The organism is Arthrobacter sp. TmT3-37 (assembly GCF_054510835.1).
In genome coordinates this window covers 282,442-295,582 of the sequence record NZ_JBTNDU010000004.1, presented here as the reverse complement: position 1 = coordinate 295,582, position 13,141 = coordinate 282,442, and the positions used below count along the sequence as shown (strand labels likewise).

General features: G+C 71.2%; 9 protein-coding genes. 5 read left to right on the top strand and 4 right to left on the bottom strand.

What is annotated here, in order from left to right; translation table 11 throughout:
- Positions 1-39 precede the first annotated feature (39 nt).
- Both ACX80U_RS08440 and ACX80U_RS08435 read left to right on the top strand, forming a co-directional pair.
- The gene (locus tag ACX80U_RS08440; protein ID WP_133081224.1) at positions 40-1,098 is read left to right on the top strand and encodes a substrate-binding domain-containing protein; all 1,059 of its coding nucleotides are present in this window, start codon (positions 40-42) and stop codon (positions 1,096-1,098) included.
- 92 nt (positions 1,099-1,190) lie between these two features.
- Positions 1,191-2,351: an ROK family protein gene (locus ACX80U_RS08435; protein ID WP_459268078.1), complete on the top strand. Its 1,161-nt coding sequence runs from the start codon at positions 1,191-1,193 to the stop codon at positions 2,349-2,351.
- A gap of 170 nt (positions 2,352-2,521) precedes the next feature.
- Here ACX80U_RS08435 and ACX80U_RS08430 read toward each other — a convergent pair whose 3' ends face one another.
- Complete coding sequence (locus ACX80U_RS08430) at positions 2,522-2,761, bottom strand: DUF3073 domain-containing protein (RefSeq protein ID WP_104167997.1); 240 nt, start codon at positions 2,759-2,761, stop codon at positions 2,522-2,524.
- A gap of 297 nt (positions 2,762-3,058) precedes the next feature.
- Here ACX80U_RS08430 and ACX80U_RS08425 point away from each other — a divergent pair, with 297 nt between their 5' ends.
- A complete protein-coding gene (locus ACX80U_RS08425; RefSeq protein WP_133081225.1) occupies positions 3,059-4,222 on the top strand; it encodes a septum formation family protein in 1,164 nt (387 codons plus the stop codon).
- A gap of 63 nt (positions 4,223-4,285) precedes the next feature.
- Here ACX80U_RS08425 and clpB read toward each other — a convergent pair whose 3' ends face one another.
- The gene (gene clpB / locus ACX80U_RS08420; RefSeq protein WP_459268077.1) at positions 4,286-6,910 is read right to left on the bottom strand and encodes an ATP-dependent chaperone ClpB; all 2,625 of its coding nucleotides are present in this window, start codon (positions 6,908-6,910) and stop codon (positions 4,286-4,288) included.
- A gap of 186 nt (positions 6,911-7,096) precedes the next feature.
- Here clpB and ACX80U_RS08415 point away from each other — a divergent pair, with 186 nt between their 5' ends.
- Positions 7,097-9,073, top strand: coding sequence for a penicillin-binding transpeptidase domain-containing protein (locus ACX80U_RS08415; RefSeq protein WP_459268076.1), 1,977 nt, complete (start codon positions 7,097-7,099; stop codon positions 9,071-9,073).
- Positions 9,074-9,225: 152 nt separating this feature from the next.
- Positions 9,226-10,716, top strand: a complete 1,491-nt coding sequence (locus ACX80U_RS08410) for a flotillin family protein (RefSeq protein WP_459268075.1) — start codon at positions 9,226-9,228, stop codon at positions 10,714-10,716.
- A 40-nt stretch (positions 10,717-10,756) separates the two neighbouring features.
- On the opposite strand, the gene ACX80U_RS08405 is transcribed toward ACX80U_RS08410, so the two are convergent.
- Both ACX80U_RS08405 and ACX80U_RS08400 read right to left on the bottom strand, forming a co-directional pair.
- The gene (locus tag ACX80U_RS08405) at positions 10,757-11,158 is read right to left on the bottom strand and encodes a YccF domain-containing protein (RefSeq protein ID WP_208739277.1); all 402 of its coding nucleotides are present in this window, start codon (positions 11,156-11,158) and stop codon (positions 10,757-10,759) included.
- Between the two features lie 100 nt (positions 11,159-11,258).
- Positions 11,259-12,935, bottom strand: coding sequence for a DEAD/DEAH box helicase (locus ACX80U_RS08400; protein WP_459268074.1), 1,677 nt, complete (start codon positions 12,933-12,935; stop codon positions 11,259-11,261).
- Between the last annotated feature and the right edge of the window lie 206 nt (positions 12,936-13,141).

Below are 13,141 nucleotides of genomic sequence, written 5' to 3'. Positions count from 1 at the left end.
CCGCCGGGCCGCACTGGAGCCCACATGTAAGCTGGCCGCATGTCGATTTCGGCGGACGAACCGCGCGTCACCCTCGCCCAGCTCGCGACGGCGGCGGGCGTATCCCTCTCAACGATATCCAAGGTGCTCAACGGCCGCGCCGACGTGTCTCCGAAAACCCGGGCGAAAGTTGAGGAGCTCCTGGAGGAGCACGGGTACCGCCGGCGCAAGGTGTCGGCGGCCCGGGCGGCCCTCGTGGAACTCGTCTTCCATGAACTGGAGAGCGCCTGGGCGCTCGAGCTCATCCGCGGGGTCGAGAACGTGGCACGCGAGCACGGGATGAGCGTCGTGCTGACCGAGACCGGCACGCGGCATGCCCCGGGCTCGGAGTGGATCGAAGGCGTCATGGCCAGGCGGCCCGCCGGAGTGGTCCTGGTCTTCTCGGACATGCCGCAGGACTTCCGCCAGAAACTCGACGCGCGCGCCATACCGTTCGTCATCATCGATCCCGCCGGGGATCCCGCGCCCGACGTCCCGTCCGTCGGGTCCGCGAACTGGTCGGGCGGCATGATGGCCACGCGGCACCTGATCGACCTCGGCCACACCCGCATCGCAGCCATCAGCGGACCCGAGGACATGATGTGTTCCCTGGCGCGCATCGACGGCTACCGATCGGCGATGAGCATGGCGAACCTGTCCATCGACCCGGAGTTCATCCGCTACGGCAACTTCCACGTCGACGGCGGGCGCGACCACGCCTTCTCGCTCCTGCGCAGCGCCGAGCCCCCGACGGCGATCTTCGCGGGCAGCGACCTGCAGGCCCTCGGCGTCCTCGACGCCGCCCGCCAGATCGGGCTGCGCGTCCCCGACGAACTCTCGATCGTGGGATACGACGACCTCCAGCTCGCGCAGTGGTCGAGCCCCGCCCTGACCACCGTCCACCAGCCGCTCATCCAGATGGCGGAAGAGGCCACGCGCATGGTCCTGCGCCTGCGCGACGGCGAGCGGCCCAACAACCTCCGGCTCGACCTCGCCACCAGCCTGGTGGTGCGCCAGAGCACGTCCGCACCGCCCGTCCCCGCCGGGACCGCGCCGAGTCCCGCAGGGCAGCGAGCCTGAACGGCCGCCGGGCCCACCCGGCGCTTCTGGATACGATAGGGCCACACCAGGCGCACAGAGGGCTCCTGCAGGACGAAGGAGAACCGAGGGCCGTGCGCACACTACCCGGAGCGGTCAACGGCACCGAAGGCCTTCGCGCACAGAACCTCTCCCAGATCCTGACGATGGTGCACCGGGACGGACCGCTGTCCCGTTCGGAGCTCACGCGGCGCAGCGGCTTCAACCGCTCGACCGTCGGCGCCCTCGTGTCCGCCCTCGCCGAGAAGCAGCTCGTCCACGAGACGGAACCGGCGGTCGGGGGCAAGGTGGGGCGCCCCAGCCCGATCGTGCATGCCAACCCCGGCGTCGCCGTGATCGCGGTGAATCCCGACATCGACGCGCTGACGGCCGGCGTCGTCGGACTCGGCGGCCACGTCCACCGTCGGGTGCGCCGCGAGACCGACGGGGTGCCCTCCCTCGACGACGCCGTGCGGCTCACCCGCGACATCGTGGCCGACCTCCACCCCGTCCTGGCCGGGCTCGACCGGGTGCTCGGTGTAGGGATCGCGCTGCCGGGACTCGTCAACGCCGGGACGGGCCGCGTCCTCGTTGCACCGCACCTCGGCTGGCGCGCGGCCGACCTCACCGGGCCCTTCAGCAGGGCGCTCGGGCTCCCTGCGGTCGCCGCGAACGATGCCTCACTCGGCTCGATGGCCGAGAGCATCTTCGGTGCGGCGCTCGGTGTGGAGGACGCCGTGTACCTGAACGGCAGCGCGAGCGGTATCGGTGGCGGCATCGTGACAGGAGGCGCCCAACTGGTCGGCAGTCGCGGCTACGCCGGGGAACTGGGCCACACCCTCGTCCGTGCCGGCGGGTCGCCCTGCCACTGCGGCCGGTCCGGATGCCTGGACGCGGAGGTCCGCCTGGAGCGCCTGCTCGACGCGGCCGGCCTCGCAGGCGGCGGGATCGAGGCACTCGAGGACGTGCTGTCCGACGATCCCGGGCCCGGCGTCCAGCAGGAGGCCGAGCGCCAGCTCGACCTGCTGGCCGTGGCACTGGTGAACTTCGTCAACATCTTCGATCCCACGCGGATCGTGCTCGGCGGTTTCCTCGGCTCCCTGTTCGGCTTCCACGGTGACCGGCTGACCCATGCCGTGAACACCGGGTCCCTGGCGGGGGGCGTCGACGTGCGGCGGGCGACGCTCGGGCCGGAGCTCCTGCTGGTCGGGGCGGCAGAACTCGCCCTGCAGCCGCTCCTCGCCTCCCCACACTAGGAACGGACCGACCGCGGACGGGCAGTCCCGACCTGTCCACCGCGCGAGTCGGGGCGTCGCGAGCGCGGCGGCTCACCGGTTCCGGGATCCGGGCACACGAAACGGCGCATCGTCCCGCAAGGGGCCTGATGCGCCGGTTGTGGTGTCCCGGAGGACGGCGGACCGGGAGGTCAGCCGGTGCGGCGGGAGCCGCTCTCCTCGCCGTCGTCGTCGAGTTCGTCGGCGTACTTGTCCGCGTACTCCGAGTAGTCGGGTTCGACCGGCTCGAGAGGTTCGGTACGTCGAGTGGAAGCACGACTACCCGGGCCTGTGAGCTCTCGCTGCAGTGCCGAATAATCAGTGGCCGGGCTGAAGTACTTCATGTCCCTGGCCTGCTTGGTAGCTTTTGCCTTTTGACGGCCGCGCCCCATGGCGTGACCCCCTTTGTGCGTCGATCCGGAGGTGGTCACTGGGGCACGAGGCCCAAGGCTGCAGCGAGGCCCCGGAGTATTTGGTCAGTTTGTCGTATGTACAGGTTACATGCTTTCGGGTGCATCCGAGCGCGGGTGTCCCCGCCTCCTGCAAAGCATGGACGCGAAGCCGCCCCCGGTGCCCGAGCCTGCTCCAGCCGCGTCCCGACCCTTCCGGCGGCGATCTTGGCTAGAGTCGAAATCACGTCGGAGCGCCGGCCACGAGACACCAGGAATGCAAGGAGACAGCGGCCCACCATGAGCAACGAGGAGCAGGCACCCAGGGATCCCGGGCACGGTCCGGGCGGGAACGAACCCGACCGGCCCGACGGCCCCGACGTGGTCGATCCCGACGGCGTCGTGCTCGACGCCGGCACGCTACCTCCCGGGGCGCTGGAACCCGAGCTGTCGGTGTCGCCGGACAGCCTCGACCTGCCGGAGCCCGCCCTCGCGCCGGCGGAGATCAGCAGGGACACGGCGGAAGCGGCCTCCCTCGAGGACGCCGCGGCGGAGGCCCGCGCCGTGGCCGCCGAAGCGGAGAAGGCAGGGACACTGGTGGGTGGTCCCCTGCCGGCGGGCGCCCCGGTCGTCCAGGCGGCCCCGGACGGCACGGCTCCCGCCGGAGGTGTCGCAGGGGACGCGGACCCAGCCGCGGACCCAGCCGCGGACACGGCCGACGGGGCCGGCGTGCCGGCGGCGGGCACCGGCGACGACGTTCCTGCCGGCGGTCCGTACGCCTTCCCGCCCGAGGGCGGCGAGCAGGGCCTCGGCCACCCGGGCCTCTACCCCGGCACGGATCCGGCGTCGATCGGCCCGGCAGCACCGGCTTCCGCGGCGTCCCCGGTGGACCCTTCCCCGGGGTCGCGCGGCGCGACCGCGGCCGCGTGGGCCCCGGGGGCAGCCGGAACCGACCCGGAGGCGACGGACGCGGAGCCGAAGCGGGACCGGTCGAGGGCCCGCAGCAGCAACCTGCCGCTGCTGCTGATCATCGGCGGCGTCGTCGTCCTGCTCGGCCTGCTCGTCTGGCTGCTCGTCTCGCTCTTCGGCGGGGCGGAGGACGAGGAGCGCGTGGATCCGTCGTCGGTCGCCGCCGGCGACTGCCTCGCCGAGTTCACGGGCATCACCGAGGACGCGGTCCCGGTGGACTGCGGCGAAGCCCACAACGCACAACTGGTGGCGAGCGAGAACTACCCGGAGGACGCGGAGTTCCCCGGACGCGAGCAGCTCGGGCTGCGGGCAGAGGAGGCCTGCGCGGCGGCCTCCGCGGCCATCGACCCGGACGCGGTGACGGACGACCTCCGGATCACGCTGCTCCGCGCGACCCCGACCAGCCAGACCTGGGCCGACGGCGACCGCCGGGTGGACTGCTTCGCCGTCGTCGAGGACGGCGACACGATGAGCCGGAGCCTGCTCACCTCCTGACGGACCCGGGCCCGCAGGCGGGAGAGGAAGCAACCTGCGATTCCTCTCGTGCGCCGGGCCCGGCTACCGCGCGGCGTGCACCAGCAGGCCCCCCGCGTCGAGGCTGCCGTCGGCCAGCGCGCCGGCGTCCGGCTCCTGGCGGTCGACGACCACGGTGTCGCCGTCGACGATCTCACCGGCCAGGATGCCCTTCGCCAGCCGGTCGCCGATCTCACGCTGGACGAGCCTGCGCAGCGGACGTGCGCCGTATGCCGGGTCGAAGCCGGTGAGGGCGAGCCATTCGCTGGCCGCAGCGCTGACCTCGAGTTCGAGGCGGCGGTCGCGGAGCCGGTCCCCGAGCGCCCGAACCTGCAAGTCCACGATCCTCGAGAGCTCGTCGAGGCTCAGCGGGTCGAAGACGACGACGTCGTCGAGCCGGTTCAGGAACTCCGGCCGGAAGTTCGCGTTGACGGCGGCCATCACGGCGGAGCGCTTCGCCGCGTCGTCGAGCGACGGATCCACGAGGAACTGGGACCCGAGGTTCGACGTCAGCACGAGGATGACGTTGCGGAAGTCCACCGTGCGGCCCTGCCCGTCGGTGAGCCGCCCGTCGTCGAGCACCTGCAGGAGCAGGTCGAACACCTCGGGGTGCGCCTTCTCCACCTCGTCGAGCAGCACCACGCTGTAGGGCCGGCGCCGCACCGCCTCGGTGAGCTGGCCGCCCTCCTCGTAGCCCACGTATCCCGGCGGGGCGCCGACGAGGCGCGCCACCAAGTGCTTCTCCGAGTACTCCGACATGTCGATCCGGATCATGGCCCGCTCGTCGTCGAACAGGAAGTCCGCGAGCGCCTTCGCGAGCTCGGTCTTGCCCACGCCCGTGGGTCCGAGGAACAGGAAGGAACCGGTGGGGCGGTTCGGGTCGGACACCCCGGCGCGGGCACGGCGGACGGCGTCGGACACCGCGGACACGGCCCGCTGCTGTCCGATCAGGCGCGCGCCGATGACGTCCTCCATGGCGAGCAGCTTCTCGCTCTCACCCTGCAGCATGCGCCCGGCGGGGATGCCCGTCCAGGCGGAGATGACCTCGGCGATGTCGTTCGCGGTCACCTCCTCCGCGACCATCAGGTCGGGAGCATTGGTGGTCTGCTCCTCGGCGGCCTGGGCCTCCCGCAGCTCGCGCTCCAGCTGCGGGATGTCCCCGTAGAGGATGCGGGACGCCGTCTCGAGATCACCCTCGCGCTGGGCGCGGTCGGCCTGCGAGCGCAGGTCGTCGAGGGATGCCTTCAGGTCGCCCACGCGGTTGAGGCCGGCCTTCTCGGCCTCCCACCGGGCGTTCAGCCCGTCGAGCTCCTCCTGGCGGTCGGCCATCTCGGCACGCAGGGCGTCCAGCCGCTCCAGCGATGCCTCGTCCTTCTCCCGGGAGAGCGCCATCTCCTCCATGTGCATCCGCTCGAGGGAACGGCGCAGCTCGTCGATCTCCACCGGTGCGGAGTCGATCTCCATGCGCAGGCGCGAGGCGGCCTCGTCCACGAGGTCGATCGCCTTGTCCGGGAGCTGGCGGCCCGGGATGTAGCGGTGGGACAGGGTGGCCGCGGCGACCAGGGCGGAGTCCGCGATCGAGACCTTGTGGTGCGCCTCGTAGCGCTGCTTCAGTCCGCGGAGGATGCCGACGGTATCGTTCACGGACGGCTCGCCCACGTACACCTGCTGGAACCTGCGCTCCAGCGCCGGGTCCTTCTCGACGTTCTCCCGGTACTCGTCCAGCGTCGTCGCACCGATGAGCCGGAGCTCACCGCGCGCCAGCATGGGCTTGAGCATGTTGCCGGCGTCCATCGACCCCTCCGAGGCACCCGCTCCGACGACGGTGTGGAGTTCGTCGATGAAGGTCACCACCTGGCCGCCGGACGAGCGGATCTCGTCGAGCACGGCCTTCAGCCGCTCCTCGAACTCGCCGCGGTACTTGGCGCCGGCGATCATCGACCCGAGGTCGAGGCTGATGAGGGTCTTCCCCCGCAGCGACTCGGGCACATCGCCCGCGACCATGCGCTGGGCGAGCCCCTCGACGACGGCCGTCTTGCCCACGCCGGGCTCGCCGATGAGCACCGGGTTGTTCTTGGTGCGGCGGCTGAGCACCTGCACCACGCGGCGGATCTCCGCATCGCGCCCGATGACCGGGTCCAGCTTGCCGCTCCGCGCCACCTCGGTGAGGTCCACCCCGAACTTCTCGAGCGCCTGGAAGGTGTTCTCCGGATCGGGCGTGGTCACGCGCCGGTCACCGCGCACGCCCGGCAGGGCCGACGCGAGTGCCTCGCGCGTGAGCCCGACGGAGCGCAGGATGCCACCGGCCGCTCCGTTGTCCGCCGCCAGGGCGAGCAGGATGTGCTCGGTGGACACGAACTGGTCACCGAGGGCCTCCGCTTCCTGCTGGGCCGCGTTGATCATCTGGAGGGCGCCGCGGGAGAACTGCGGCTGCGCCACCGAGGAGCCCGACGACGACGGCAGGGCCTTGATCGCCGTGCTCGCCTGCACGCTCACGGTGTCGGGATCGGCGCCGGCCGTCTTGAGGAGCGCGACGGCGATGCCGTCCCGCTGGTCCAGGAGGGCCTTGAGGAAGTGCGGCGTATCGATCTGCGCATTCCCCGCCGTGGAGGCGTTCATGGCGGCAGCTGACAGCACCTCGCGGCTCTTGGTGGTGAAATTCGTGTCCACGCGCGGTTCCTTTCCGTCCTGACGTAGGTCTTGCATTGAGTGTACTCGACTCAACTTTCGGGCAAGGAGAGATATTCCCCCGCTTCGCCCCTGGCAGAGCGGGAAGGGACGACTGCGGCGGCGCCGGGGCCGCCCGGCACAGTGCGGTTTCCGGAGCCCGCTGTGATCTCGGACATAATGGCCCCTATGGGGAAACTCCGCCGCGCCACCGCCGTCCTGACCACCGCCGCCCTCACCCTCGCGCTCGCGGCCTGCACGGATGACCGCCCGACCGCGGAGGACGCGGCGCGCACGCTCGCCGAGGGACTGGCCCGGCTCGACGTGGGGCAGTCCGCGTTCACGTCGGTGGAGGCGTCCGAGGTGACCGGCGAGCTCGCCACGATCACCGAGGGGTTCGGGCCCGGAGCGCCGAAGGTGACGGTCGCAGGTGTCGAGGAGACCGGCGAGGACAGCGCGACCGCGACGCTCGACTACGTCTGGGACCTCGACGACACCGACTCCGACTGGACCTACAGCACGACGGCGGACCTCACGCGGGTCGAGGACGTCTGGCAGGCTGCCTGGGACCCTGCGCTGTTCGTCCCGAACCTCCTGCCGGACGAGAAGCTCACCCTCACCAGCGTGCCCGGGGACCGCGGCGACATCACCGGGGCGGGCGGCGAGGTCCTCGTCACCGAGCGGCCCGTGATCCGCGTCGGCATCGACAAGACGGGGGTCCCGGACGCGCAGTGGGCCGCCTCGGCCCGTGCGCTCGCCACCCTGCTCGAGCTCGACCCGGCGGCCTACGAGGAACAGGTCGCCGCCGCGGGTGCGGAGGCCTTCGTGGTGGCGGTCGTCCTGCGTGACGACGCGACGCGGACGGTCACCGACGCGCAGATCGATGCCGTCCCGGGTGCACTGCGGCAGGCCGACACCCTGGAACTCGCACCCACCCGCACCTTCGCCCGCGAACTCCTGGGCAGCGTGGGCGAGGCGACGGAGGAACTCGTGGAGCAGTCCGACGGTGCCCTCCGGGCGGGTGATGTCACCGGGCTCGGCGGGCTGCAGCTGCAGCACAACGACCAGCTGGCCGGCACCCCGGGCCTCTCGGTCGGCGCCGCGCCGGTGGCGGACCCCGGAACGCCCAGCCAGACCCTCTTCACCAAGGCGGCCGTGGACGGCACCGACCTCGCCACCACGCTCGATCCCCGCCTGCAGGGCCTCGGCGAGCAGGTTCTCGCGGACGAGCCCTCGGCGTCGTCGATCGTCGCCATCCGGCCCAGCACGGGCGAGATCCTCGCGGCGGCCAACGGTCCGGGCAGCGAGGGCCTGCAGACCGCGCTCCTGGGCCAGTACCCGCCGGGGTCCACGTTCAAGGTGGCCACGAGCCTCGCACTGCTCCGGAAGGGCTTCACGCCCGAGAGCCCCACGGAGTGCACCGAGGAAGTCTCCGTGGACGGCCGCACGTTCAACAACGCCAGCACCTATCCGGTGCAGTTCCTCGGGACCATCCCGCTCCTGGAGACCTTCGCGCAGTCCTGCAACACCGGCTTCATCTCGGCCCGGGACGAGATCAGCCAGGCCGATCTCGCGGCCGCCGCCACCGATCTCGGGATCGGCGTGGAGTCGCGCATCGGCACGCCCGCGTTCTTCGGCTCCGTGCCGACCGAGGCGGAGGGAACGGCCCACGCCGCCGCCATAATCGGGCAGGGCGAGGTACTGGTGTCGCCCCTGGGCCTCGCCACCATGGCCGCATCCGTGGGGGCAGGATCGCGCGTCACGCCGACCCTCCTCGCCGCGGGCGAATCCACCGAACTCGACCCCGGATCGGAGAGCGCCGCGGCCACGGAGGCCCCGTCGGGTGACGCGACGCCGTCGGCCGGGGAGTCCGAGGCGCCGCCCAGCGCGTTCACCGCCGACGAGTCGGCGACGCTGCGGACGCTCATGTCCGCCGTCGTCGAGCAGGGCGGGGCCCGGCTCCTGCAGGACGTGCCGGGCGATCCCGTCCTGGCCAAGACCGGGACCGCCGAGTTCGGGAGCGAGACTCCCCCGCGGACCCACGCGTGGGTCGTCGCCCTCCAGGGCGACCTCGCCGTCGCGGTCTTCGTGGAGGAGGGCGAACTGGGATCCACGTCCGGCGGCCCCCTCATGGAGGCCTTCCTGACGGGCGCAGCCACCGGCTGACCGCCGAGCAGCCACCGGCCCGCCCCAGTGCGCGGGTCCTCTCCTTCGACGACATGGGGGTCGGATCGACACAGTGAACGCAGTTGCTTGATCATCCTCCGGCGCCCGTACGCGACGCCGGAGGCCATCCGAAGACCGTTGAAAGGGTCCCCGTGGATCTCAGGTTCATCCCGCTCATCATCGGCGCCGTGGTGCTGCTCGTCATCATCATCGCCGCCGTCGTCCTCGCCCGCATGGCGCTGCACATCGCCAGCCCGGACCAGGCGCTCATCATCTCGTCCAAGGACAGCAAGGGGCAGCCCGATCCGGACAGCCAGCGCGTCGTCTTCGGCCGGATCTTCATCAACCCGTTCTCGCAGCGGGCCTATCCCCTGTCGCTCGCATCGCGCCAGGTGTCGCTGCGCATCGAGGGCATCTCCAAGAACGGCATCAAGCTCCACCTCACCGGCGTCGCCCAAGTCAAGGTCGGGGGTGACGCGGACGCCGTCCGCAAGGCCGCCCAGCGCTTCCTGAACCAGCAGGAGGCGATCGACCACTACACGCAGGAGACCCTGTCCGGTTCGCTCCGCTCGATCGTGGGAACCCTGACGGTCGAATCGATCATCCGGGACCGCGCGACCTTCGCCAAGAGCGTCAAGGAGGAGGCGGAACACTCCATGCACAACCAGGGCCTGGAGATCGACACCTTCCAGATCCAGTCCGTGGACGACGACTCCGGGTACCTGAAGAACCTGGGCCGCCCGGAGGCCGCCCTCGCGGAACGCAACGCGAAGATCGCCGAAGCCCGATCCATGCAGGAATCGGAGCAGGCACGCGCCCTGTCCGACGAGCAGGTGGCCCTCGCGCAGCAGCAGCTGATCATCCGCCGCGCGGAACTGAAGGAGGAGGCCGATGCCCGCCAGGCACGGGCCGACGCCGCGGGACCCCTCGCCCAGGCCGAACAGCAGGAGCAGGTCATCATGCGTGAGCAGCAGGTCGCCCAGCGGCGGTCCGAGCTCCGTGAGCGCGAGCTGGACACCGAGGTGCGCAAGCCCGCAGACGCCGAGAAGTACCGCCTCATCCAGCAGGCCGACGCGAAGCTCGAGGAGCGGCGCCGGGCATCGGAGGCCACGGAGATCGAAGCCCGCGTGGACCTCGCACGCCGCAAGCTCGTCGCCGAGGGTGACCGGGTGGCAGCCGAGGCGGATGCCGCGTCGAACACGGCACGCGGTACCGCCGAAGCATCGATCAACGAGGCCAAGGGCCGTGCCGACGCCGCGGTCATCGCGTCCCGCGGTGATGCCGAGGCGCAGTCGACGGAAGCCCGTGGCAAGGCGGAGGCCGCCGGTATCGCCGCGCAGGCGGAGGCCTACGAGAAGTTCAACCAGGCCGCCATCCTGTCGAAGGTCCTCGAGGTCCTGCCCGCGATGGCACGGGAGATCGCCGCGCCGATGTCGGCGATCGACACCATGACCGTCGTCTCCAACGACGGCGCGAGCCAGCTCAGCAAGAATGTCTCGAGCGGCGTCCACCAGACCACGCAGATGGTCAAGGACACCACCGGCCTGGACATCATCGCGCTGCTCGGCGACCTGCTCAAGAACTCGGACAAGCCCGGCCGGAACGGGGCCACCAGCCCGACCGTCGTCGGCGGCTCCGACTAGCGGGACCTGCAGGCCGCCGTCGGGGATCCGGCGGCGGCCGTCAGCGGTAGGTCGGCAGGTAGGTCCCCGACGAGGGGACGATCACCTTGCCGAGCGGCGCCAGCGACACCGGGATCAGCTTCAGGTTGGCGATGCCCAGCGGGATCCCGATGATGCTGACGAACATCGGGATGGCCGTGAGCACGTGGCCGATGGCGATCCAGATGCCCGCGACGAGAAGCCAGATGACGTTCCCGATCGTGGAGAACCCGCCCGGCCGACCGCCGCGGTTCACGACGGTCTGACCGAAGGGCCACAGCGCGTAGGCGCCGATCCTGAACGAGGCGATGCCGAAGGGGATGGTCACGATCAGCAGGCAGCAGATGATGCCGGCCGCGAAGTAGCCCAGCGCGAGCCAGATGCCGCCGAACAGGAGCCAGATGACGTTCAGGAGTGCGTTCATCCGCCCATTGTTCCCCACCCGGTGCGCCGGGGCACCCCCCCCGGACGAACGGAAGGCCCCCACCCGCGAGGGTAGGGGCCTTCCGTGGTCAGCGATGCTGCTAGCGGGACCGGCGATCGTTGGACGCAGGCGCGCTGGCCCTGCGGGAGCCGGCCGCACGGCGGGCCCCCTCGGTCCGCGGAGCCGAGGACGGCGCATGGCTGCGCTGCCCGCCGGCTGCGGGGGCGCCGGCCGCGGGACGGCGGACGGCGTCGCCCACGCGCTGGCCGGAGGCGGGACGGCGGCTGCGCGTCGTCGTCTCCGAGGCGGTGCGGGGCTCGTCCGTGCGACGGCGGGAACCTCCGGTCTTCGCAGCAGCACCCGAGTCGGTGCCGAAGCGCGGCGCCTGCGGCTGGTCCTTGCGGCGGTCGGCCCGGTTGCCCTGGGTCGCCTGCGTCTCGGCGGAGACGCGACCGCGTCCACCCCTGCCGCCACGGCCTCCCGCGGACGGGGCTGCGGTACCACGGCGGGCGCGCTTGCGCTCGGCGTTGGCGCCCGTCGAGGTACCTTCGCCGCGTGTGGCCTCACGCGAGGCGAGGAGCGCGGCGCGCGTGCGGGGATCGATCTTGTCGGCGACGTCGCCGACGAGCGACAGGACGAGCGGTGAGGTCGCCTTGACGGTCTCGAAGGCGACGTCGACACCGGCGGCCTTCATCAGCTTCTGCACCTCGGACTTCTGCTCGGGCAGCGTGATCGTGACCACGGTTCCCGAGGAGCCCGCACGAGCCGTGCGGCCCGAGCGGTGCAGGTACGCCTTGTGCTCCGTGGGCGGATCGACGTGGACCACGAGCTCGACGTCGTCCACGTGCACGCCGCGGGCCGCGACGTCGGTGGCCACGAGGACGCGGACGTCGCCGGTGGAGAACTCGGCGAGGTTCCGGTCACGGGCGTTCTGCGACAGGTTGCCGTGGAGGTCGACGGCGGGGATCCCGGCATCGGTCAGGGTCTTGGCGAGCTTCCGCGCGTGGTGCTTGGTGCGCATGAAGAGGAGGCGGCGCCCGGTACCGGACGCGAGCTGGACGATCAGCTGCTTCTTCTGCGTCTGGTCACCGATCATCAGCACGTGGTGCTCCATGGTGGTGACCGCTGCCTGCGGGTCGTCCACGGAGTGGGTGACGGGGTTGGTCATGTAGCGGTTGACCACCTTGTCCACGCCGTTGTCCAGCGTGGCCGAGAACAGCAGCCGCTGGCCGTCGGCCGGGGTGGTGTCGAGCAGCTTCTTGACGACAGGCAGGAAGCCGAGGTCGGCCATGTGGTCGGCCTCGTCGAGGATGGTGATCTCCACGGACTCGAGCGTGATGAGCTTCTGGCGCATCAGGTCCTCGAGGCGCCCGGGGCAGGCGATGACGATGTCGACGCCGGCGCGCAGAGCCTTCTCCTGGCGCTGCTGCGAGACACCACCGTAGATCACGGTGGTGTTGAGTCCGAGCTCCTTGGCCAGGGGCTCGACGGTGGCGTTGATCTGGGTCGCGAGCTCGCGGGTCGGCGCGAGGACCAGGGCCAGGGGGCGCCCGGGCTTGCGACGGTAGGCCGCTTCCTGCTCGGACAGGCGTGCGACCATGGGGAGCGCGAAGGCGAGGGTCTTGCCCGAGCCGGTGCGGCCGCGTCCGAGGACGTCGCGCCCGGCCAGGGAGTCGGGAAGCGACTTGACCTGGATGGGGAATGGTTCGGTGATCCCCTGCGCGGCGAGGTTCTCGACCAGCGCTTTGGGCACACCGAGTGCAGCAAAAGTAGTCATGTAGTTAACACGAACTTTCTTCTCATCTTCCCCGGCACCGGTTGGCGCAGGGGTTCGCCGAAGAAAAGTCAGACAGTGTCCACCGCGCTCACGATCCTCGGAGCTGGATGCGGGACAAAAGAATGCGTTCTATCGACGCAGGCTGCGCGTTCAACTGGCGGACGCGGTCCGCCGTGCGCAGGCAAGTGGTCCCACTTTATCAGGAG

Bases quoted from the DNA above. Each gene is read 5' to 3' on its own strand.
- ACX80U_RS08425 (WP_133081225.1), top strand. From the start codon at position 3,059: ATGAGCAACGAGGAGCAGGCACCCAGGGATCCCGGGCACGGTCCGGGC.
- ACX80U_RS08415 (WP_459268076.1), top strand. From the start codon at position 7,097: ATGGGGAAACTCCGCCGCGCCACCGCCGTCCTGACCACCGCCGCCCTC.
- ACX80U_RS08405 (WP_208739277.1), bottom strand. From the start codon at position 11,158: ATGAACGCACTCCTGAACGTCATCTGGCTCCTGTTCGGCGGCATCTGG.
- ACX80U_RS08430 (WP_104167997.1), bottom strand. From the start codon at position 2,761: ATGGGGCGCGGCCGTCAAAAGGCAAAAGCTACCAAGCAGGCCAGGGAC.
- ACX80U_RS08400 (WP_459268074.1), bottom strand. From the start codon at position 12,935: ATGACTACTTTTGCTGCACTCGGTGTGCCCAAAGCGCTGGTCGAGAAC.
- ACX80U_RS08440 (WP_133081224.1), top strand. From the start codon at position 40: ATGTCGATTTCGGCGGACGAACCGCGCGTCACCCTCGCCCAGCTCGCG.